This window comes from Delftia sp. WSY_10, from assembly GCF_043104705.1.
GTDB classification, from domain to species: domain Bacteria; phylum Pseudomonadota; class Gammaproteobacteria; order Burkholderiales; family Burkholderiaceae_C; genus Comamonas; species Comamonas tsuruhatensis.
The window spans coordinates 24193-42568 of record NZ_JBICKY010000052.1 but is presented as its reverse complement, the minus strand read 5'-3'; the positions used below and the strand labels follow the sequence as shown (position 1 = coordinate 42568).

Sequence of the window (18376 nt, the reverse complement as noted above, 5' to 3'; positions counted from 1 at the left end):
AGCGGGAAGCGGCCAGGGCCAGCCTTCCCGCGATTGTCACAACACGGTGTTCAGGCCTTGGCGCGCGCGCCGGCGGCCGCCGCTTCGGGCTGGTTCACGGGCGTGCGCGGGCCCTTGCCGGACAGGAAGTCGATCAGGTTGTCGGCCGCCAGCTCGGCCATGGCGCTGCGCGTGCCCATGGTGGCGCTGGCGATGTGCGGGGTCAGCACCACGTTGGGCACGGTCAGCAGGTCGGGATGGACCGAGGGCTCGCCCTCGAACACGTCCAGGCCTGCTGCAGCAATGGTCCTGTCGCGCAGTGCCCTGGCCAGCGCCGCGTCATCGACGATGCCGCCGCGCGCGATGTTGATCAGCGTGGCCGTGGGCTTCATCCGGGCGATCTCGGCCGCGCCTATGGTGTGGTGGTTTTCCTTGGTGTAGGGCAGCACCAGCACCACATGGTCGGCCATGGCCAGCAGTTCATCCTTGCCCACGTAGCCGGCCTTGCATTCGGCTTCCAGCTCGGGCGACAGGCGCGAGCGGTTGTGATAGACCACCTTCATGCCGAAGCCATGCGCCCCGCGTTTGGCGATGCCCTGGCCGATGCGGCCCATGCCGATGATGCCCAGCGTGCTGCCGTGCACTTCCGAGCCGGCAAACAGGTCGTAGCGCCAGGAGTTCCACTTTCCTGCGCGCAGGTAGTGCTCGCTTTCGGTCACGCGGCGGGCCGTGGCCATCAGCAGGGCAAAGCCGAAATCGGCCGTGGTCTCGGTCAGCACGTCGGGGGCATTCGTGCCCTGCACACCTGCAGCCGTCATCGCAGGCACGTCGAAGTTGTTGTAGCCCACGGCCATGTTGGCCACCACCTTCAGGCGCGGGCAGGCGGCCAGCAGCGCCACATCGATGGTCTGCGAGCCCGTGGTCAGCACGCCATCCTTGTCCTGCAGATGCCGGGCCAGTTCCTGCGGGCTCCAGACCACGTCATCCTGGTTGGACTCGACCTCGAAGTGCTGCTCCAGCTTGCGCACCACTTCGGGCGGGATGGCACGGGCGATCAGGATGCGGGGTTTGCTTGCCATGTCTGTCTCTTTCCTTGTCTTGGCGTTAGGCGGTTCTTCAGCGGAACCAGATGAAGCTCATCAATACGAACAGCGGCACCAGAATGCACAGCGACCAGGCCATGTAGCCGAAGAAGCTGGGCATCTTCACGCCGCGCTCCTCGGCAATGGCCTTGACCATCAGGTTGGGCGCATTGCCGATATAGGTGTTGGCGCCCATGAACACCGCGCCCGCCGAGATGGCGGCCAGCGTCGAGGCCATGGCCGTCATCATCTGAGCGGCGTCTCCGCCCGCCGTATTGAAGAACACCAGGTAGGTCGGCGCGTTGTCCAGGAACGAGGACAGCAGGCCCGTGGCCCAGAAATACATCAGCGGATCGGGCGTGCCGTCGGCGCGCGTCACGGCCCCCACGATGGCGCCGAAGGGTCCGGCCGTTCCCGCCTTGAGCATGGCGATCACTGGAATGATGGTCAGGAAGATGCCCGCGAACAGCTTGGCCACTTCCTGCATCGGCCCCCAGCCGAATTCATTGGCCTGGTGCACGCTGCGCGGCGTGAGCCTGAGGGACAGCACAGTCACGGCGACGAGGCCCGCATCGCGCACCAGACCCGGCAGGCCCACATGCGTGCCGGCCAGCACCAGGCCGGCATCGGTACGCCACAGGCCGCTCATCAGCACCAGTGCCACCACGGCCAGCAGCAGCACGAAGTTCACGCCGCCATCAAAACCCAGGCGGCTGGCGCGGCCCAAGGCATCGACGCTGGGCGTGGGATCGGGCAGATCCGCTTCGCCGGCCTTGCGCAGCAGCCAGGCATCGATCGCGTAGAACAGCGCCAGCAGCGCGCCCACCAGGAACAGCGTCTCGGTGAAGATGTGGCGTACCGTCCAGAAGAAATCCACCCCCTTGAGAAAGCCCAGGAACAGCGGTGGATCGCCCAGTGGCGTCAGCGAGCCGCCGGCATTGGAGACGATGAAGATGAAGAACACCACCACATGCACCTGGTGCCTGCGGTTGTCGTTGGCGCGCAGCAGCGGCCGGATCAGCAGCATCGAGGCGCCCGTGGTCCCCATGAAGCTGGCCAGCACGGCGCCGATCGCCAGAATGGCCGTGTTCAGCCCCGGCGATCCCTTGAGATTGCCGCGCACATAGATGCCGCCCGACACCGTGTACAGCGCCGTCAGCAGGATCACGAACGGCAGGTATTCGGCCAGCAGGGCATGCACCAGGTTGGCCATGGCCGCGCCCACGCCGAACACCGCCGCGAAGGGCAGCAGAAAGACCAGCGCCCAGGCGGCCGTCACCTTGCCGAAATGCCGGTGCCAGAAATGGGGCGCCGCCAGCGGCACCAGGGCGATGGACAACAGCATGCCCGCAAACGGCACGCCCCAAAGTACCGAAAGCTGGCCGCCATCGATATCGGCGGCCAGGGCCCAGGATGGCGCGCAGGTGGCCAGCAGCGCCAGCAATCCGCGCAATGCCTTCATGGTCCCGTCTCCTCTTTGTTCTCTATTCACTGTCCCCTCCTGGCGGCAGGTGGTGCCGCAATCAAGCCTGCGCCGCAGGCGGCGCAATCTCGAACACCTGGCGCAGGTAGGCCAGGTACTTCTCGTCATCGCACATGCTTTTGCCCGGCGTGTCCGAGAGCTTGGCCACGGGCTGGCCGTTGCAGCGGGTCATCTTGATGACGATCTGCAGCGGCACATGGTCGGGCGCGTCGCCCAGGTCGTTGGTCAGGTTGGTGCCTATGCCGAAGGCCAGCTGGCAGCGGCCATGGAAGCGCTGGAACAGCTCGATGGTGCGCGGCACCGTCAGGCCGTCGCTGAAGATCAGCGTCTTGGTCAGCGGATCGATGCGGTTGGCACGGTAGTGGGCCAGCAGCCGCTCGCCCCATTCGAACGGGTCACCGCTGTCGTGGCGCGCACCGTCGAAGAGCTTGCAGAAGTACAGGTCGAAATCGCGCAGGAAGGCCGACATGCCGTAGACGTCCGACAGCGCAATGCCCAGGTCGCCCCGGTATTCGCGCGCCCAGGATTCGAAGCCGAAGATCTGGCTGTCGCGCAGGCGCGGGCCCAGGGACTGGCAGGCCTGCAGGTATTCATGCGCCAGCGTGCCCAGGGGCCGCACGCCCAGCTTCATGGCGTACAGCACATTGCTGGTGCCGGCGAACTGGCCTTCGGTCTCCGCGGATGCGCCGGGCCGGCCCAGGCGTGCGCACAGCACGCGCAGCACCTCTTCATGCCAGGCCCGCGAAAAGCGGCGGCGCGTGCCGTAGTCGGCAATCTTGAGCTGCTCCAGGCCGGGCTGCTGCAGCAGCGCAATCTTGGCATCGAGACGGCGCCGGCCTTCCGGAAAATCGGGCACCGGCTGGGTGTTGCGGAAGTACACCTCATTGACGATGGCCAGCACGGGAATCTCGAACAGGATGGTGTGCAGCCAGGGCCCGCGGATGGTGATGTCGATCTCGCCATTGGGCAGCGCCTGCACCGTGATGCATTTCTCGTTGAGGTGGAACAGGCCCAGGAAATCGACGAAGTCGCTCTTGATGAAGCGCAGCGAGCTCAGATAGGCCAGCTCCGCGTCCTGGAAACGCAGACTGCACAGCGAGCGGATCTCGGAGCGGATCTCGTTCACATAGGGTGCGAGCTGCACGCCGGGGTTGCGGCACTTGAAGCGGTACTCGACCTGTGCTCCGGGAAACTGGTGCAGCACCACCTGCATCATCGTGAATTTGTACAGGTCGGTATCGAGCAGGCTGGTGATGATCATGGACAGAGCCGGGCGGTAAGCGCCCCAGCGGTCAGATGGCAGACAGCTTTCGAGTGTAGGCCATACACACGCTGCCGCGCTGCGAGCGCACGCCTTGCATGCGCCCCGGACGCCATCAGCCGCGCAGCAGCGGCTCCAGCACCTGTCGCAGCGCCTGCGGAATCTGGGCAGGCCGGCGCGTATGCCGGTCCACATAGACATGCACGAAATGCCCGGCCGCCGCCGTCAATGGCTCGCCCTGCGCGAACAGCCCCACCTCGTAGCGCACGCTGGAGCCACCGATGCGGGCCACCCGGATACCGGCCTCCACCTCCTGCGGGAAGGCCAGCGGCGCAAAGTAATTGCATTGCGTCTCTATGACCAGGCCTATCGTCTCGCCCGCGTGGATATCCAGCGCGCCCTGCTCGATCAGATGGGCATTCACCGCCGTATCGAACCAGCTGTAATAGACGACGTTGTTGACGTGCCCGTAGACATCGTTGTCCGACCAGCGCGTGCTGATGCGTCGGAATGCCGCATAGGCCGAACGGGGCTGCGGCGCGGGGCGGCTCGGGGGCGATTCATTCATGGCGGCCATTGTGCCGCCGGCCGAATGCGCCCTGTCCCCAGCCACTGTCGCCATCACGACGCGCACTGCTGCCAATCACTCGCCAAGCGAGTAAGCATGCAAACCGAAAAATGTCGTCAAACCGACATAAAACCAATTCAAAATCAAAGACTTACAAAAAACCCACAGCTTTGCCGATTTTTTTGCTGCACCGCAGCATCAGGTACTTGATTCCTTTTTTGCAATCCCTACAATAAGACCCATGCTGCACTGCAACATGACACTCAGTCAGGTCAGCGCAGGCAATTCCCCGTAACCCGAGACCCCTGTGGTCCGTTTTTCTGGAGACTGACATGAGCTTGACCCCTGACCAAATCCTGAGCGCACAAAAGGCCAACCTGGAAACCCTGTTCGGCCTGACGAGCAAGGCCTTCGAAGGCGTTGAAAAGCTGGTGGAACTGAATGTGACCGCCTCGCGCGCCGCACTGAACGAAGCCGCCCAGCACACCCAGGCCGTCCTGAGCGTGAAGGATGCGCAGGAACTGCTGTCGCTGCAAGCCAACCTGTTCCAGCCCCTGGCTGAAAAGACCGCTGCCTACAGCCGCCACCTGTACGACATCGCCAGCGGCACCGGTGCCGAGCTGGCCAAGGCCTTCGAAAGCCAGGCGTCCGATCTGCAGAAGAACTTCAGCGCCCTGGTGGACACCACCGCCAAGAACGCACCCGCAGGTTCCGAAACCGCCGTGGCCGTGATGAAGAGCGCCGTGTCGGCTGCCAACAATGCCTTCGAGTCGGTGCAAAAGGCCGTCAAGCAGGCTTCGGACCTGGCGGAAGCCAACTTCACGGCCGTGACCAACACCGCCAGCGAAGCCGTCCAGTCGGCCCAGACCCGCAAGCGTTGATCACGCCGTCTTACAACAGGACTGCGTGCAAGAATTAGTGATTACCCTCATAATTGCATGCATCCCGGGTCGCAAGACCTGACCAGTTGTCTCCTTGGATCCTCTCGAAACCCCCGTTTCTGGATCCTTTCAAAACCCAGTCCTTGGACTGGGTTTTTTTTCGCCTGCCATGGCCTGTTCATGGTTTGAGCCTGCGCATGGCCAAAGCCACAATGGCCGATGCGGCCAGCTGCATTGCGGCCACTCCATAAAGGCCCGCGCCGACACCACCGGTCCACTGCTTGGCCCAGCCCATCATGAACGGCGTGGCAAAGCCTGCGAGATTGCCTACCGAATTGATGAAGGCAATGCCCGCAGCAGCCGCTGTGCCGGTCAGAAACGAAGCTGGCATGGCCCAGAACACCGGGAAGGCGCCCAGAACACCAATGGCAGCAATGCTCAAGGCCACCATGGCCAGCACCGGGTTGCCCATGGTGGCGCCAGTCAGCGCAAGCCCGACAGCACCGACCAAGGTGGCACCCGCACAATGCAGACGGCGCTCGCGGGTGGCGTCGGAATGTGCCCCGTTGATCACCATGGCCACCGTGCCAAGCATGAACGGAATCGCCGACAGCAGGCCGATGTGCAACGCACTGTGCACACCCAGCTCACGCACCAGCGAAGGCATCCAGAAGGCCAGCGTGGCATTGCCGCCCACGATGCAGAAGTACGCCGCCGTGCACAGCCACAGCGCGGGCAGACGCAGTGCCTGCATGAAGCTTGCATGCTTGCCCGCACCCTGCCGCTCGGCGTCGAGTTGCATTTCCAACGCGCTTTTCTCTGCCTCGGACAGCCAGTGAGCCTGGCAGGGCCTGTCGGGCAGCCATGCCAGGACCACCAAGCCAGCGATCACCGAGGGAATGCCTTCCAGGACGAACAGCCACTGCCAGTTTCGCAGAGGGGCCACTGCCTCCATTCCACTCATGATGAGCCCAGCGATGGGCCCGCCCACCACGCCCGCGATGCCGAAGGAAGTCATGAACCATCCGTTGATGCGGCCTCGCCTGGCAGCCGGAATCCAGTAGGTCAGGTAAAGCATGACGCCCGGGAAAAACCCCGCCTCGAACACACCGAGCAGGAAGCGCAGCGCATAAAAGGCCTCGGGCGTGGTCACAAAAGCCATGCCCATGGACGCCAGCCCCCACAGGATGGTGATGCGCGCCAGCGTCTTGCGCGCACCTATGCGCTGCAGCAACAGATTGCTGGGGACCTCGAAGAGAAAGTAGCCGATGAAGAAGATGCCTGCGCCCAGTCCGTAGACAGCCTCACTGAATCGCAGGTCCTGCAGCATCTGCAGCTTGGCAAAGCCGACATTGACACGGTCTATCCAGGCCAACAGAAACAGGAAGACAAGAAAGGGGATCAGCCGCCATGCAACCTTGCGATGCACGGCGTCCGAATCGAAAGCCGGCGCTTGGACCAGCGCCTGGGGCAAAGGCAACTGCGGAGAAAGAGCGTCCATGATGGGTGGTTCCTTGGTAGGTATGCCTGCACAAGACATCCCCCTCGAAACAGCGAGGTCAGGATGCACGATCAAATTTTTTTGATTTCTATAAATATATTTTTGATCGCGCAAATAACTTATATACCCCGGGACTTCCCGCAGATGTCCTGCCTGCGCCCTCGTGCGCTCAAGCCAGCAGGTGCTTGGGCAGGGCCGCGATGAACGACGCGAAACTGGCCGAGCCCTGGCCAGGACTCATGTGCCGGGTCATCAGGGAGGCCGCCCGCGAAGCATCCTGCGCCTGGACTGCTTCGACCATTTCTCCATGCTGAGCCCAGGACAGGGCCGTCTGGCCAAAGGCCGAAAATGCATGGCGTCTGTAGGCACCGGTGCGTGAACGCATACGCAGGATCTCCTGCCGAAGATAGGGATTGCGCGCCCCCTGGTACAGCGCCTCGTGGAAGCGCCGGTTGTGCTCCTGCCAGGCTTGTGCGTCCTCTCGACGCGCCACGGCTGACGCGCGTTCATGGATGGCGGCCAGCTCCTCGCGCTCTGCTGGTGTCATGCGCTCGCAGGCCAGCCTTGCGCCTATGCCCTCCAGCTCCGCCAGCAACTCCCACATGGCCAGCAGTTGGCCCACATCCATCTTGGCCACCACCATGCCGGCGCGCGGCAGATTGACCACCAGGCCCTGGGCCTGCAACTGCAGCAGAGCCTCGCGTACGGGTGTGCGTGACACGTCATAGGTCTGCATCAGCGCCTGTTCATCCACCGCATCCCCGGGCAGCAGGCTGCCGTCGCGTATGGATTCCTCAATGGAAAGGCGGATGCGCTCAGCAGCCTTCATGGCAAGCCTCCCCTTCGCAAAAACAGAACGGATCGCCGCCTGATTTTATTTCCTTGACTTTCATAAATATATTTATGACACTCAAAATTAGATCAATGCACAAGCGTAGCAGGAGACAAGCACCATGCACGAAGACTGCTCACATGATTGGCTGGCCTGGGCTGCACTGGCCTGCCGGCTGCGGGGCCTGGCTTTGCCACCGCAGGACCTTCAGGCCATTGCCCAAACACTGGCCCGATTGAGCGCCGTGGCGAACGAACTGGAGTGCACGGAGCCCGGCCATGGCTGAGTTCGAGACGCTTCCTTCAGTGGACGAAATGCTCCGGCGCTTCGCCCTGCTGCCTCCCTCGGCACATGACAGTCATGCGGCAGCACTGGCCACCGAATTCAGGCGCCGCAACGCGCAGTGGCACTGCGCGGAGCACATCTTTGCCGCACCGTCGCCCCAACCCGGCGGCCTGCTCTCCGGCGTGCCACTGGCACACAAGGACGTCTTCGACACGGGCCTGCACGTGCCAGGTCTGGGCCGGCCTCGCACAACGGGGCAGATCCGGCCGGCCGCCACCGTCTTGCAACGGCTGAAGGCGCAGGGCGCACTGCACCTGGGCGCGCTCACCATGGCGGAATTTGCATGCGGCGCCACGGCAGAGAGCCTCCATTCACCACGGCTGCTCAACCCTCTTGACGCCCAGGCTGCCGTCGGCGGCTCGTCCAGCGGATCGGCCGTGGCCGTGGCTGCGGGTCTTTGCGCGGCTTCGCTGGGCACCGACACGGCGGGCTCAGTGCGCATGCCGGCGGCAACCTGCGCCCTGATCGGCCTGAAGCCTACGCGCGGCCTGCTGCCCTCCGATGGCGTGGCGCCATTGGCTCCCACTCTGGATACCGTCGGGGTGATCGCGCGCAGCGCAGCCGATGCGGCCCGCATCTTCACAGCCATGCTGCCGACGCGGCCTGACACGCCGGAGCCCCCACCGCGCTGGCGCATCGGCAACGCAATGCGCACAACCCACGAGGATGCCGGCGTGGCGGCTGCGCTGACCCTCTTCGAAAAGAGCCTGCACGCCAGCGTGCAGATCCAAAACCGCCCGGCGCCTGACCTGGGCCGGCTGAACCGGCTGGCCCAGATCGTCCTGCATGCCGAGGCAGCCATTTCACTGGAGGCCGCTGTGCGCACAGAGCTTGACACCCTGGCTCCGGCCACAAGGGCCATCGCCCTGCCGGGCTGGGCCATGCCAAATGGCTGGTATCGCCATGCCTTGCATCAGATACCGGCACAGAGCCATGCCTTCATGACCACCTGCCTGGACGGCATCGACCTTTTGCTGACGCCCTGCCTGCCAAAAGGCGTGCCCGACCGCGAGACCGTCACAACCTCCTGCCCCGGCTTCGACCCTCGCGCGCTGGCGGCAATGCACCGCCACCACGCCTATATCAACTACCTGGGGCTGCCAGCGCTGGTCATGCCCGTGGGCAAGGACGGCCGGGGCCGTCCGGTCAGTGTCCAGATCGTGGGAGCACCCGGCAGCGAAAGCCTGCTGCTGGCCTTTGCCCACGAGTTTGCCTTGCCCTTCCATCACTTTGTGCACCCTTGATACCGGGAGACAACATGCCTCAAATCAACGCATCCCCCGCCCTTGCGCATCTGCGAGTGCTTGACCTGTCACGCGTGCGGGCCGGCCCGACCTGCGTGCGCATCCTTGCCGACTTCGGCGCCGATGTGATACGGATCGAGCCACCGGCAGGCATCGATCCCAATGAGGCCATGTTTGCCGCCGACCGCCAGGGGGGAGACTTCCAGAACCTGAACCGCAACAAGCGGTCGCTGACACTCAATCTCAAGACGCCCGAGGGCTTGGAGGTATTTCGCAAGCTCGTGGTCGACGCCGACGTGGTGGTCGAGAACTGGCGGCCCGATGTCAAGGACAGGCTGGGTCTGTCCTACGAAAAGCTGAGCGCCATCAACCCCCGCGTCATCCTGGCCAGCATTTCGGGCTTCGGCCAGAACGGTCCCTATGCAGGCAGGCCCGGCTTCGACCAGATCATTCAGGGCATGGGTGGGCTCATGTCGGTCACCGGCTTTTCTGGTGGCGGACCGCTGCGTGCAGGTCTGGCCGTGGCCGATTGCGGCACCGGAATCTATGCCGCCGTCGGTATCCTGCTGGCTTTGCTGGAGCGCGAGCATTCGGGCCTGGGTCAGTGGATTCACAGCTCGCTGCTGCACACGCAGATAGCGCTGATGGACTTCCAGGCCGCGCGCTACCTCAACGAAGGCGACCTGCCGGTGCAAGTGGGCAATGACCATCCCACAAGCAGCCCCATGGGCCTGTTCAATGCGCGCGATGGCGCCTTCAACCTGGGAGCCTCGGGAGAGGGCAATTGGAAGCGTCTGTGTGACTGTCTGGGCGAGGCCGCGTGGCTGCAGGACCCGCGCTACGCGTCGGAAAAACTGCGCGTGCGCCACCGCACTGCGCTGAACGAGGCCCTGGCCAGGCGCTTTCGGGAACGCGACGTAGCCCACTGGGTGAAGCTGCTCAATGACGCAGGTGTTCCCGCAGGTCCGGTCTATTCCATGCCTGAGGTGTTCGACGACCCCCAGGTGCGACATCTGGGTGTGGCGCAGGCCGTCCCCGGCGACGATGGCAGCAGCTACCGGCTCATCTCCCAGCCCGTCACCCTGGAGCGCACGCCTGCCGGCATTGCGCGTCCCGCGCCTGGCTGGGGCGAGCACACACAGGAAGTGCTGGCCGAGATCGGCTATGGCACCGCCGATGTGCAGCGCATGCGCAGCGAGGGGGTGGTATGAGCGGCGGCCATATCCAGCAGGCGTTGACCGACGGCATCGCCACCTTGACGATCTGCCACCCCGAACGGCGCAATGCAATGACGCTGGCCATGTGGCAGCAGCTGGCGCAGGCGCTGTACCAATTGCGCGAGGCCGATGGCCTTCGTGTGCTGGCACTGCAGGGCACAGGCAGCCAGGCCTTTGTCTCGGGCGCTGATATCGCAGAGTTCGATCAGGTTCGCGATGGCGCCGAGGCTGTGCTGCGCTACAACCAGGCAGTCTCTGAGGCACAGCAGGCGCTGGCAGGGTTTCCCGCCCCGACCGTGGCGCTGATCCAGGGCGCCTGCATGGGCGGGGGTATTGGCCTGGCACTGGCTTGCGACCTGCGCTATGCCAGCGCAAGCGCGCGCTTGCGCATGCCGGCCGCACGGCTCGGCCTGGGTTACGGCTTCGCCGACATGCGCCGTCTCGTCGAGGTGACAGGCATGGCATCAGCCTTCGAACTGTTCTACACGGCACGCACGCTGGACGCATTCCAGGCCCTGGCCAGGGGACTGGTGCAGGAGTGCTTTGCTTTGGAAGACTTTGCAGCCATGTCACGCGCGCGCCTCGAGACCATCGCAGCAAACGCGCCGCTGACGTTGCGCGCCGCGAAAGCAGCCATACTGGCCTCGCGCCAGCCAGGCAGCAGTGCACAGGCCGTGGCCACAGAGGCACTGATACGCCAATGCTTCGACAGCGCGGACTATGCAGAAGGCCGCCGCGCCTTTGCGGAAAAGCGCGCCCCTTCATTCACAGGCCGATGACCGCACCCATGATGAACAATCCCCGCATCCCGTTTCAGCTATCCAGCCGCAGGCCAGCGCTGCGCGGATTGGACGGCCGACATATCCTGGTCCACCTGATCATCAATGTGGAGCACTGGCCCTTTGACCAGCCCATGCCGCGCACCATACTCACGCCGCCCCACGGCCGAGAGAATCTGCCCGACGTTCCCAACTTCAGTTGGGCCGAATACGGTCTGCGCTGCGGCCTGCCTCGCATGATGGCGGCCATTCGCAGCCGCGGCCTTGTTGCCTCGGCCAGCCTCAACGCCACCGTCATCGACGCCTATCCCCAGGCCGCTCAGGCATTGCTGGACGCAGGCTGGGAAATCATCGGACATGGCATGCACCAGCGCGCGCTGTCGCACGATGGTGGTTCAGACCAAGCCGGGGCCATTTCCAGCGCACTGGACCGCATAGAACGCTTTTGCGGAATCCGGCCCCGCGGATGGCTGTCGCCGGGCCTGCGAGAAACGCTGCAAACGCCCGACCTGCTGGCCCAGGCCGGCATAGACCATGTATTCGACTGGTGCCTGGACGATCTGCCCAACTGGATGCAGACCTCCAGCGGTCAGTTGCTGGCGCTTCCATACGCGCTGGAACTCAACGATTCGGTCATTCACGCCGTGGAAAAGCACGCCACGGGCGAGTTCGGGCGCCGCCTGGAAAGCACGCTGCAGGTTTTCGAGAACGAGGTGCGCGAGCATGGCTCACCGCGCGTGCTGACGCTGGGCCTGCACCCTCATCTGATGGGAGTCCCCCATCGCTTGCCCGATTTCGAGTCCATGCTGGATCGGCTACAGCAGCATCCGATGACCCGCTTCGTGACAGGCACCACCCTGCATGCCTGGTATGCGCAGCAGTGCCCGCCACCCACCTGCACGCATGACCGAGGTGCTGCATGAATGCAATCGACACACTGGTCGCGCACGTACAGCACCTGCGCTATGAGGACCTGCCCGCGCCTGCCGTGAACGCCGCCAAGGCATTTTTGCTCGATGCCGTCGGCGTGGGGCTGTCAGGCTCACGCCATCCGCGCATGGCCGCGCTGCACCGGGCGGCAGCGGCCCTGGGCCAGGGACAAGAGGCCACGGTGTGGGCCAGCGGCGAGCGACTGCCGCTGGCCAGTGCGGTGATGCTCAACGCCTACCAGGTCTTCAATCAGGAATTCGATGCCATCCATGACCGCGCCGTGGTCCATGCATTCGCCTGCATCGCGCCTGCGACGCTGGGCTACGCCGAGCGCGAGGGCGCAATCGACGGCCGCCAACTCATAGAGGCGGTGGCCGCTGGCCTGGACTTCGCCATCCATGTGGCGCTGGCGCAGCGCGCGCCCATGCGCTTTTTCCGGCCCGCCATGTGCGGCGGGCTGGGCGCCACGGCCGCACTGTGCAAGCTGGCGAGTCTGGACGAGACCACCACGCGTGATGCGCTGGGCCTGGCCTACAGCCATCTGTCGGGCACCATGCAGGCGCATGCCGAGGGATCGCCGGCCGTAGGACTGCAGGTAGGACTGAACGCGCGTTCCGCAATCACAGCCTTCGAACTCGCACAAGCGGGTTTTCCTGGGCCGCGTGACATTCTCGAAGGGCCGTTTGGCTATTTCGCGCTGTTCGACGCCGGCCAGGCCCGCTGGCACGAAGTGGCTGCCGACGTGGGTCATGTGTTCCAGATCGAGCGCATGAGCCACAAGCCCTACCCCACAGGCCGCGCCACGCACAGCGGCATAGGCGCCGTACTGCAATTGATGCGCGAGCACGGATTGCATGCGCAGGACATCGCAAGCGTATGCGTACATGCCTCTGCACTCATCGTGCGCCTGGTAGGCCGGCCGGCGCACGCCGGCATGGACTCGGCCAGCGCAAGACTGTGCATGGGCTACGCGGTGGCCACGGCCGCGCTGCAAGGCCACGTAGGCCTGGACGACTTCGACGCCGCCATGCTGTCCGACCCGCGCAGGCTGGAGCTGGCCTCACGCGTGCAGGTGCTCGACGACGGCAACCCCGACCCCAATGCAATGACACCCCAGCGCGTGGAGTTGCGGCTTTGCAATGGGCGCGTGCTGTCACTGGACATGCCCGATCTTCCTGGCAGCCCCGCATTGCCGCTCAACGAAGCCGAGCAGGATGCGAAATTCCACGCCTGCTGCGCGCATGCACTGCCGCCGGTACCGAGTGCACGGGCCGAGAAACTGCGGCAGGCGCTGCGCCAGTTGCAGGACCAGACGGACCTGCGCGACATCATTGCGCTGATGCGTCCGGCATCCTCGCCGCACTGAGCACTGCACCCTGCAACGCACAAAGGCCCTGGGGCGAGAAAACCTTTGGAAGCCTCTTCCCTTTATTAAGAACAATTCGCGTTTGACCTATCATCGCGCTTTGCCAACAAAGAGAGGCCTGTCTTCATGTCGAAATCCCTGAAAGCCCTGTTTGCCGCTTGCGCCCTGGTGGCTGCCGGCACAGCCATTGCCGACTCCCAGGTCGTCAACCTCTACTCCGCGCGCCACTACTCCACGGACGAGGAGCTGTACAACGGCTTCACCAAGGCCACCGGCATCAAGATCAACCGCGTGGACGGCGACGACGCCGGCATCATTGCGCGTCTGAAGGCCGAGGGCCAGGCCTCGCCGGCCGACGTGATCCTGCTGGTCGATGCCGCGCGCCTGTACCGCGGCGAGGTGGATGGCCTGTTCCAGCCCATCCACTCCAAGCTGCTGGAAGACGCCATTCCCTCCAACCTGCGCGCCCAGCCCACGGCCGATGGCATCAGCTGGTTCGGCCTGTCCACACGTGCCCGCGTCATCGTCTACAACAAGGCCAAGGTCCAGCCTGCCGACGTGCAGAACTACGAATCGCTGGCCGACCCCAAGTTCAAGGGCCAGCTGTGCATCCGCTCGGGCTCGCATCCCTACAACCTGAGCCTGTTCGGCACCGTGGTCGAACACATGGGCGAGCAAAAGGCAGAGGGCTGGATCCAGGGCATGAAGGCCAACCTGGCCCGCCCGCCCAAGGGTGGCGACACCGACCAGATCAAGGCCGTGGCCTCGGGCGAATGCACCATCGGCGTGACCAACAGCTACTACCTGGCGCGCATGATGCGTTCGGGCAAGCCCGAGGACCAGGCCGTGGTCGGCAAGATCGGCGTGGTCTTCCCCAACCAGTCCAGCTGGGGCACGCACCTGAACATCGCGGGCGGCGCCGTGGCACGCCATGCCAAGAACAAGGACAACGCCGTCAAGTTCCTGGAGTACCTGGCCAGCCCCGCCGCCCAGAACTACTTTGCCAACGGCAACAACGAGTGGCCAGCAGCCAAGGGCGTGGAACTGGACAACCCTGCCCTCAAGGAAATGACCGGCGGCAAGCCCTTCAAGAGCGAGACCATCCCGATCACGGCCGTGGGCAAGAACATGACCAAGGTCCAGCAAATGCTGGACCGTGCCGGGTTCCAGTAATCCCCATCGCGCCCATCACCAGCCCGGCACTGCCGGGCTTTTTCTTGGGCGCGACATGGCTGCGGCCGGGGCTGCATGCATAATTTGAGAGTTACGTTTACGTCAACGTCAGATAACCAAGGAGACATTCCATGCAGATCAAGGACCGGGTATTCATCGTCACGGGCGGCGCCTCCGGGCTGGGCGAAGGCACGGCGCGCATGCTGGCGGCCGAGGGCGGCAAGGTGGTGATCGCCGACATGCAGGCGGACAAGGGCGAGGCCGTGGCGCGCGAGATCGGCGGCGTCTTCGTCAAATGTGACGTGAGCCAGGAGGCCGATGGCCAGGCTGTGGTGGACAAGGCCGTGAGCCTGGGCAAGCTGGCAGGCCTGGTCAACTGCGCAGGCATTGCGCCCGCCGAGAAGACCGTGGGCAAGAACGGCGCGCACAACCTGGCGCTGTTTTCCAAGACCATCACGGTCAACCTGATCGGCAGCTTCAACATGATCCGCCTGGCCGCCGCCGCCATGTCGGCCAACGAGCCCGAGAGCACGGGCGAGCGCGGCGTGCTGATCTCCACGGCCAGCGTGGCCGCCTACGACGGCCAGATCGGCCAGGCGGCCTATGCGGCGTCCAAGGGCGGCGTGGTCGGCATGACGCTGCCCATTGCGCGCGACCTGGCGCGCAACGGCATCCGCAACATGACGATTGCCCCCGGCATCTTCGGCACGCCCATGCTGTTCGGCATGCCGCAGGAAGTGCAGGATGCGCTGGCCGCCGGCGTGCCCTTCCCCAGCCGCCTGGGCACGCCCCAGGACTATGCCAAGCTGGTGCGCCACATCCTGGACAACGACATGCTCAATGGCGAGGTGATCCGGCTGGACGGGGCCATTCGTCTGGCGCCGAGGTGAAGCACCCCCTGAGCGGCTGCGCCGCTTCCCCCTCTCTTTCTCGCTTCGCGCGGGAGGGGGACGACACCCTCGCGGCGGGGCGGCGCGGCCGGCATAGGCCCTTGCTCGGTGTCCCTCGCTTTGGGCCGTGCCGGTTTTTGAGATATGCGCGTTGTCACACCGTGGTGTCTGCAGGCGTGTCTGCAGGCGCTCTGGCCATCATCTCCAGCCCCTTGCGCAATGCAGGGAACAGGCTGTGCTGGAAGTTGTTCCAGCGCAGCTCAAGAATCGTGTCTTGGGGATCGATGTCGGTGCCCAGCACGTCGACGATGACTTCGCCGGAGTCGATGCCGTTGTCCACGTAGTGAAAGGATGCGCCGGTCTTGAACAGGGGCGGGACCGGGCGCTGTTCCATGGTCTTCCAGTCCACGATCTTGTAGCCTTGTGCGCCATGCAGCGCGTCCAGCGTGGCGCAGGCGCCCCGGCGTTCATAGGGCGACTCCAGGCGCGTGATGCCGGGGTGGATGTTGGCGATCCTGCGGTGGAACAGGGCCCCGGGCCGCACGAGCCGGTCCAGGATGACGAGCAGGCCATCCAGCACCACCCGCTCGGCACCCAGCTGCACCAGCCTGTCCTGCAACTGCGCCTCGAACATCTGCTTGCCCGCGGCGCGCTGCGGATCGTTCAGCGGCAGGCGCCGGTAGGAAGACGGCACGGCCATGAGCAGGTCATTGACCCTGCGCCCCTGGATGCGCAGATCCGGCGGATAGAACCAGCGGCCGCCAGGCTGGTAGCTGAAGCCGTAGTCGCCGATTTTTTCGCGGTCGCGCGGCGAGGCCTCGTCGTCGTCATGGATCACGGCCTCCAGGCTGTAGATATCGCCCAGCGGGCTGGTGTCCAGCAGCTCGCCCAGGTATTCGAGCGGCGACTTCATGTAGCGCGTTGCGCCCTTGTAGGCGATGTGCTGGCCGGCCTGGTCGGCGGCGGCGTTTCTCAGGGACCAGATGTAGACGAGTTTTGTCTTTGCCATGTTCGTGGATTCAGCAGGAATTCAGATGTCGGCCAGCACGCCTTGACTGGCCAGTCCGGCCGGGCTGGCCGCCACCGGCTGCGCCCCGTCTTGCGGCAGGACCATGCGGCCGGCCTCCATGCGTACGATGCGGTCGGCCAGGTGGAAGTAGCGATCGTCATGGGAGATGACCACCAGCAGGTGGCCCCTGGCGCGCAGCTCGGGCAGCAGCTCGGTGTAGAACAGGTGGCGGAAGCTCGGGTCCTGGTCGGCCGCCCATTCGTCGAAGACCAGCACGGGCCGGCCCTCCAGATAGGCGTGGACCAGGGCCAGGCGCTTGCGCTGGCCGGTGGACAGGTCGATGGTGCTGAAGCTGCCGTTGCGCACGCTGACCTTGTGGGCGATCTCCAGCCGCTGCAGGTAGGGCAGCGCGGCCTCGGGCAGCGCGGCGGCCTGGCCTTCCTCGCCACCGGCCACCAGGTCCTCGAACAGGTAGAAGTCCGAGAACACCGTGGTGAACAGCTGGCGGTAGTCGTCGCGCGTCTGCGCCGTGACGGGCTGGCCGTCGTGCAGGATCTCGCCCTGCTGGGGCGCATACAGGCCCAGCAGCAGCTTGATCAGCGTGGTCTTGCCCGAGCCGTTGTCGCCCACCACAAAGACCAGTTCGCCCTTGCCCAGCTTCAGGTCGATGGGGCCCATCTCGAAGGCCTTGCCGCCTTCGGGCGCATCGAAGGCATAGCGCACGCCCCGCAGCTCCAGGCCGTGGTCCAGGCGGACCTCGCCGGGCGGGCTGCCCAGGTGCAGGTGCGGCTCGGGGCTGGCAAAGCGCGCCGACAGGTCGGCAATGCGCTGCAGCGCCACCTTGGCGCGGCCCAGGTTGGGCAGCGCGCCCGCGATCTGGTCCATGGGGCCCTTGAGGAACAGCAGCACCAGCACGAAGCCGCTGAGCACCACGGGCTCGGTGGTGCGCAGCGCGGCCCAGCCCAGGATGAGGGCGATCAACAGAAAGAACAGCGCCGAACCGAAGGCCGTGGCCAATACATAGGTGTTGATGGCGCGGCTGTTGATGCGGCGGATGGCATCCACGGTGGAGCCGATCTGCCCGTCGAAGATGCGGCCCCGGCGCGCGCGGTGCATGCGCAACTCCTTGGCGCCTTCGCTGATGGCGCGGTAGGCCTTGTGCAGCACTTCCTCGTGATCGCGCGCCTTCCAGAACCCCGCCACGCCGCGCGACTGGGCCAGCGCCTGCAGGCTCACGCCCAGCACCAGCGCCACCACCAGCATGGCAAACAGCGGCGGCGACAGCAGGGCCAGATAGGCCAGGCAGCCCAGCGCAATGGCCAGGGCGATCACGTTGGAGGCCAGCACGAAGGCCACGTCGCTGATCATGTCCACGTCCTGCGTGAGCACGGGCATGAGGCGGTGCGTGCGGTAGCGCTCCAGCGCGTCGATGGGCGCGGCCAGGATCTTGCTGGCCAGCTCCTTGCGCAGCCGGGCCACCAGGCGCTGCCCCACGAAATTGCCCGACATGTCGGACGCGGCCCGGCACACCAGCACGGTGGCGCACAGGGCGATGAAGGTCAGCAGCAGCCCGCCGGCCAATCCGCCTGGGCGGTTGAGCACCTGGTTGATGGTCGCCAGCAGCGCCACCGTGGCCCCACCCGCGCAAATGCCCGTGACCACGGACAGCGCCATCCACGGCAGGAAGGGCCTGAGCAGGCGCAGTACCTCGGAGGGCGGTCGGCTGGCGTTTTCCATAAGGGATTCCTCTGGCGCCCGTGGGCGCATGGCCTTGCAATGCCGGCGCGGCCCGGCGTTTCCTGGAGCGCGGCGCACGGCGAGCGCTCCCTACTCCCT

Annotated in this window: 17 protein-coding genes; 9 read left to right on the top strand and 8 right to left on the bottom strand. The window is 65.2% G+C overall.

Features of this window, described 5'->3' with window-relative positions:
* Positions 1–50: 50 nt before the first annotated feature.
* From ACF8ML_RS20010 to ACF8ML_RS19995, 4 genes are all read right to left on the bottom strand, one after another.
* Positions 51–1058 (bottom strand): D-glycerate dehydrogenase, encoded by a 1008-nt coding sequence (locus ACF8ML_RS20010; protein ID WP_047326831.1) that lies wholly within the window; start codon positions 1056–1058, stop codon positions 51–53.
* 37 nt (positions 1059–1095) lie between these two features.
* A complete protein-coding gene (locus ACF8ML_RS20005; RefSeq protein WP_026062206.1) occupies positions 1096–2523 on the bottom strand; it encodes a sodium:proton antiporter in 1428 nt (475 codons plus the stop codon).
* Positions 2524–2584: 61 nt separating this feature from the next.
* Positions 2585–3805 carry a nicotinate phosphoribosyltransferase gene (gene pncB, locus ACF8ML_RS20000; protein WP_016450490.1) on the bottom strand — a complete coding sequence of 407 codons (1221 nt, stop codon included), beginning with the start codon at positions 3803–3805 and terminating at the stop codon, positions 2585–2587.
* Positions 3806–3920: 115 nt separating this feature from the next.
* Complete coding sequence (locus tag ACF8ML_RS19995; RefSeq protein ID WP_017404735.1) at positions 3921–4382, bottom strand: thioesterase family protein; 462 nt, start codon at positions 4380–4382, stop codon at positions 3921–3923.
* 323 nt (positions 4383–4705) lie between these two features.
* On the opposite strand from ACF8ML_RS19995, the gene ACF8ML_RS19990 reads away from it, so the two are divergent.
* Positions 4706–5254, top strand: coding sequence for a phasin family protein (locus tag ACF8ML_RS19990; protein WP_016450488.1), 549 nt, complete (start codon positions 4706–4708; stop codon positions 5252–5254).
* A gap of 178 nt (positions 5255–5432) precedes the next feature.
* Here the strand turns inward: ACF8ML_RS19990 and ACF8ML_RS19985 are convergent, their stop codons facing one another.
* Both ACF8ML_RS19985 and ACF8ML_RS19980 read right to left on the bottom strand, forming a co-directional pair.
* Positions 5433–6755, bottom strand: coding sequence for an MFS transporter (locus tag ACF8ML_RS19985; RefSeq protein ID WP_047326830.1), 1323 nt, complete (start codon positions 6753–6755; stop codon positions 5433–5435).
* 169 nt (positions 6756–6924) lie between these two features.
* Positions 6925–7584 carry a GntR family transcriptional regulator gene (locus ACF8ML_RS19980; protein ID WP_016454373.1) on the bottom strand — a complete coding sequence of 220 codons (660 nt, stop codon included), beginning with the start codon at positions 7582–7584 and terminating at the stop codon, positions 6925–6927.
* A gap of 124 nt (positions 7585–7708) precedes the next feature.
* On the opposite strand from ACF8ML_RS19980, the gene ACF8ML_RS19975 reads away from it, so the two are divergent.
* From ACF8ML_RS19975 to ACF8ML_RS19940, 8 genes are all read left to right on the top strand, one after another.
* Complete coding sequence (locus ACF8ML_RS19975; protein WP_016454374.1) at positions 7709–7873, top strand: hypothetical protein; 165 nt, start codon at positions 7709–7711, stop codon at positions 7871–7873.
* Positions 7866–9176 carry an amidase gene (locus ACF8ML_RS19970; RefSeq protein ID WP_047470508.1) on the top strand — a complete coding sequence of 437 codons (1311 nt, stop codon included), beginning with the start codon at positions 7866–7868 and terminating at the stop codon, positions 9174–9176. Before ACF8ML_RS19975 ends, ACF8ML_RS19970 begins: the two co-directional genes overlap by 8 nt.
* 14 nt (positions 9177–9190) lie before the next feature.
* Positions 9191–10387 carry a CaiB/BaiF CoA-transferase family protein gene (locus ACF8ML_RS19965; RefSeq protein WP_047218005.1) on the top strand — a complete coding sequence of 399 codons (1197 nt, stop codon included), beginning with the start codon at positions 9191–9193 and terminating at the stop codon, positions 10385–10387.
* Positions 10384–11172, top strand: a complete 789-nt coding sequence (locus tag ACF8ML_RS19960) for an enoyl-CoA hydratase (protein ID WP_047326829.1) — start codon at positions 10384–10386, stop codon at positions 11170–11172. The genes ACF8ML_RS19965 and ACF8ML_RS19960 overlap by 4 nt, the downstream gene beginning before the upstream one ends.
* Positions 11173–11183: 11 nt before the next feature.
* A complete protein-coding gene (locus ACF8ML_RS19955) occupies positions 11184–12095 on the top strand; it encodes a polysaccharide deacetylase family protein (RefSeq protein WP_392407884.1) in 912 nt (303 codons plus the stop codon).
* Positions 12092–13468, top strand: coding sequence for an MmgE/PrpD family protein (locus tag ACF8ML_RS19950; RefSeq protein WP_392407750.1), 1377 nt, complete (start codon positions 12092–12094; stop codon positions 13466–13468). The genes ACF8ML_RS19955 and ACF8ML_RS19950 overlap by 4 nt, the downstream gene beginning before the upstream one ends.
* A 126-nt stretch (positions 13469–13594) precedes the next feature.
* Positions 13595–14641 (top strand): extracellular solute-binding protein, encoded by a 1047-nt coding sequence (locus tag ACF8ML_RS19945; RefSeq protein ID WP_016450487.1) that lies wholly within the window; start codon positions 13595–13597, stop codon positions 14639–14641.
* 131 nt (positions 14642–14772) lie between these two features.
* Complete coding sequence (locus ACF8ML_RS19940; protein ID WP_017404736.1) at positions 14773–15531, top strand: 3-hydroxyacyl-CoA dehydrogenase; 759 nt, start codon at positions 14773–14775, stop codon at positions 15529–15531.
* Between the two features lie 154 nt (positions 15532–15685).
* Here the strand turns inward: ACF8ML_RS19940 and ACF8ML_RS19935 are convergent, their stop codons facing one another.
* Together ACF8ML_RS19935 and ACF8ML_RS19930 are read right to left on the bottom strand one after the other, a co-directional pair.
* The gene (locus tag ACF8ML_RS19935; RefSeq protein ID WP_392407749.1) at positions 15686–16540 is read right to left on the bottom strand and encodes a N(5)-hydroxyornithine transformylase PvdF; all 855 of its coding nucleotides are present in this window, start codon (positions 16538–16540) and stop codon (positions 15686–15688) included.
* A gap of 21 nt (positions 16541–16561) precedes the next feature.
* Entirely contained in the window at positions 16562–18277 is a 1716-nt protein-coding gene (locus tag ACF8ML_RS19930; protein ID WP_392407748.1) for a cyclic peptide export ABC transporter, read from the bottom strand.
* Positions 18278–18376: the final 99 nt, after the last annotated feature.

Coding starts and splice junctions, on each gene's coding strand:
- ACF8ML_RS20010 (WP_047326831.1), bottom strand. CDS start 1,058: ATGGCAAGCAAACCCCGCATCCTGATCGCCCGTGCCATCCCGCCCGAA.
- ACF8ML_RS20005 (WP_026062206.1), bottom strand. CDS start 2,523: ATGAAGGCATTGCGCGGATTGCTGGCGCTGCTGGCCACCTGCGCGCCA.
- pncB (WP_016450490.1), bottom strand. CDS start 3,805: ATGATCATCACCAGCCTGCTCGATACCGACCTGTACAAATTCACGATG.
- ACF8ML_RS19995 (WP_017404735.1), bottom strand. CDS start 4,382: ATGGCCGCCATGAATGAATCGCCCCCGAGCCGCCCCGCGCCGCAGCCC.
- ACF8ML_RS19990 (WP_016450488.1), top strand. CDS start 4,706: ATGAGCTTGACCCCTGACCAAATCCTGAGCGCACAAAAGGCCAACCTG.
- ACF8ML_RS19985 (WP_047326830.1), bottom strand. CDS start 6,755: ATGGACGCTCTTTCTCCGCAGTTGCCTTTGCCCCAGGCGCTGGTCCAA.
- ACF8ML_RS19980 (WP_016454373.1), bottom strand. CDS start 7,584: ATGAAGGCTGCTGAGCGCATCCGCCTTTCCATTGAGGAATCCATACGC.
- ACF8ML_RS19975 (WP_016454374.1), top strand. CDS start 7,709: ATGCACGAAGACTGCTCACATGATTGGCTGGCCTGGGCTGCACTGGCC.
- ACF8ML_RS19970 (WP_047470508.1), top strand. CDS start 7,866: ATGGCTGAGTTCGAGACGCTTCCTTCAGTGGACGAAATGCTCCGGCGC.
- ACF8ML_RS19965 (WP_047218005.1), top strand. CDS start 9,191: ATGCCTCAAATCAACGCATCCCCCGCCCTTGCGCATCTGCGAGTGCTT.
- ACF8ML_RS19960 (WP_047326829.1), top strand. CDS start 10,384: ATGAGCGGCGGCCATATCCAGCAGGCGTTGACCGACGGCATCGCCACC.
- ACF8ML_RS19955 (WP_392407884.1), top strand. CDS start 11,184: ATGAACAATCCCCGCATCCCGTTTCAGCTATCCAGCCGCAGGCCAGCG.
- ACF8ML_RS19950 (WP_392407750.1), top strand. CDS start 12,092: ATGAATGCAATCGACACACTGGTCGCGCACGTACAGCACCTGCGCTAT.
- ACF8ML_RS19945 (WP_016450487.1), top strand. CDS start 13,595: ATGTCGAAATCCCTGAAAGCCCTGTTTGCCGCTTGCGCCCTGGTGGCT.
- ACF8ML_RS19940 (WP_017404736.1), top strand. CDS start 14,773: ATGCAGATCAAGGACCGGGTATTCATCGTCACGGGCGGCGCCTCCGGG.
- ACF8ML_RS19935 (WP_392407749.1), bottom strand. CDS start 16,540: ATGGCAAAGACAAAACTCGTCTACATCTGGTCCCTGAGAAACGCCGCC.
- ACF8ML_RS19930 (WP_392407748.1), bottom strand. CDS start 18,277: ATGGAAAACGCCAGCCGACCGCCCTCCGAGGTACTGCGCCTGCTCAGG.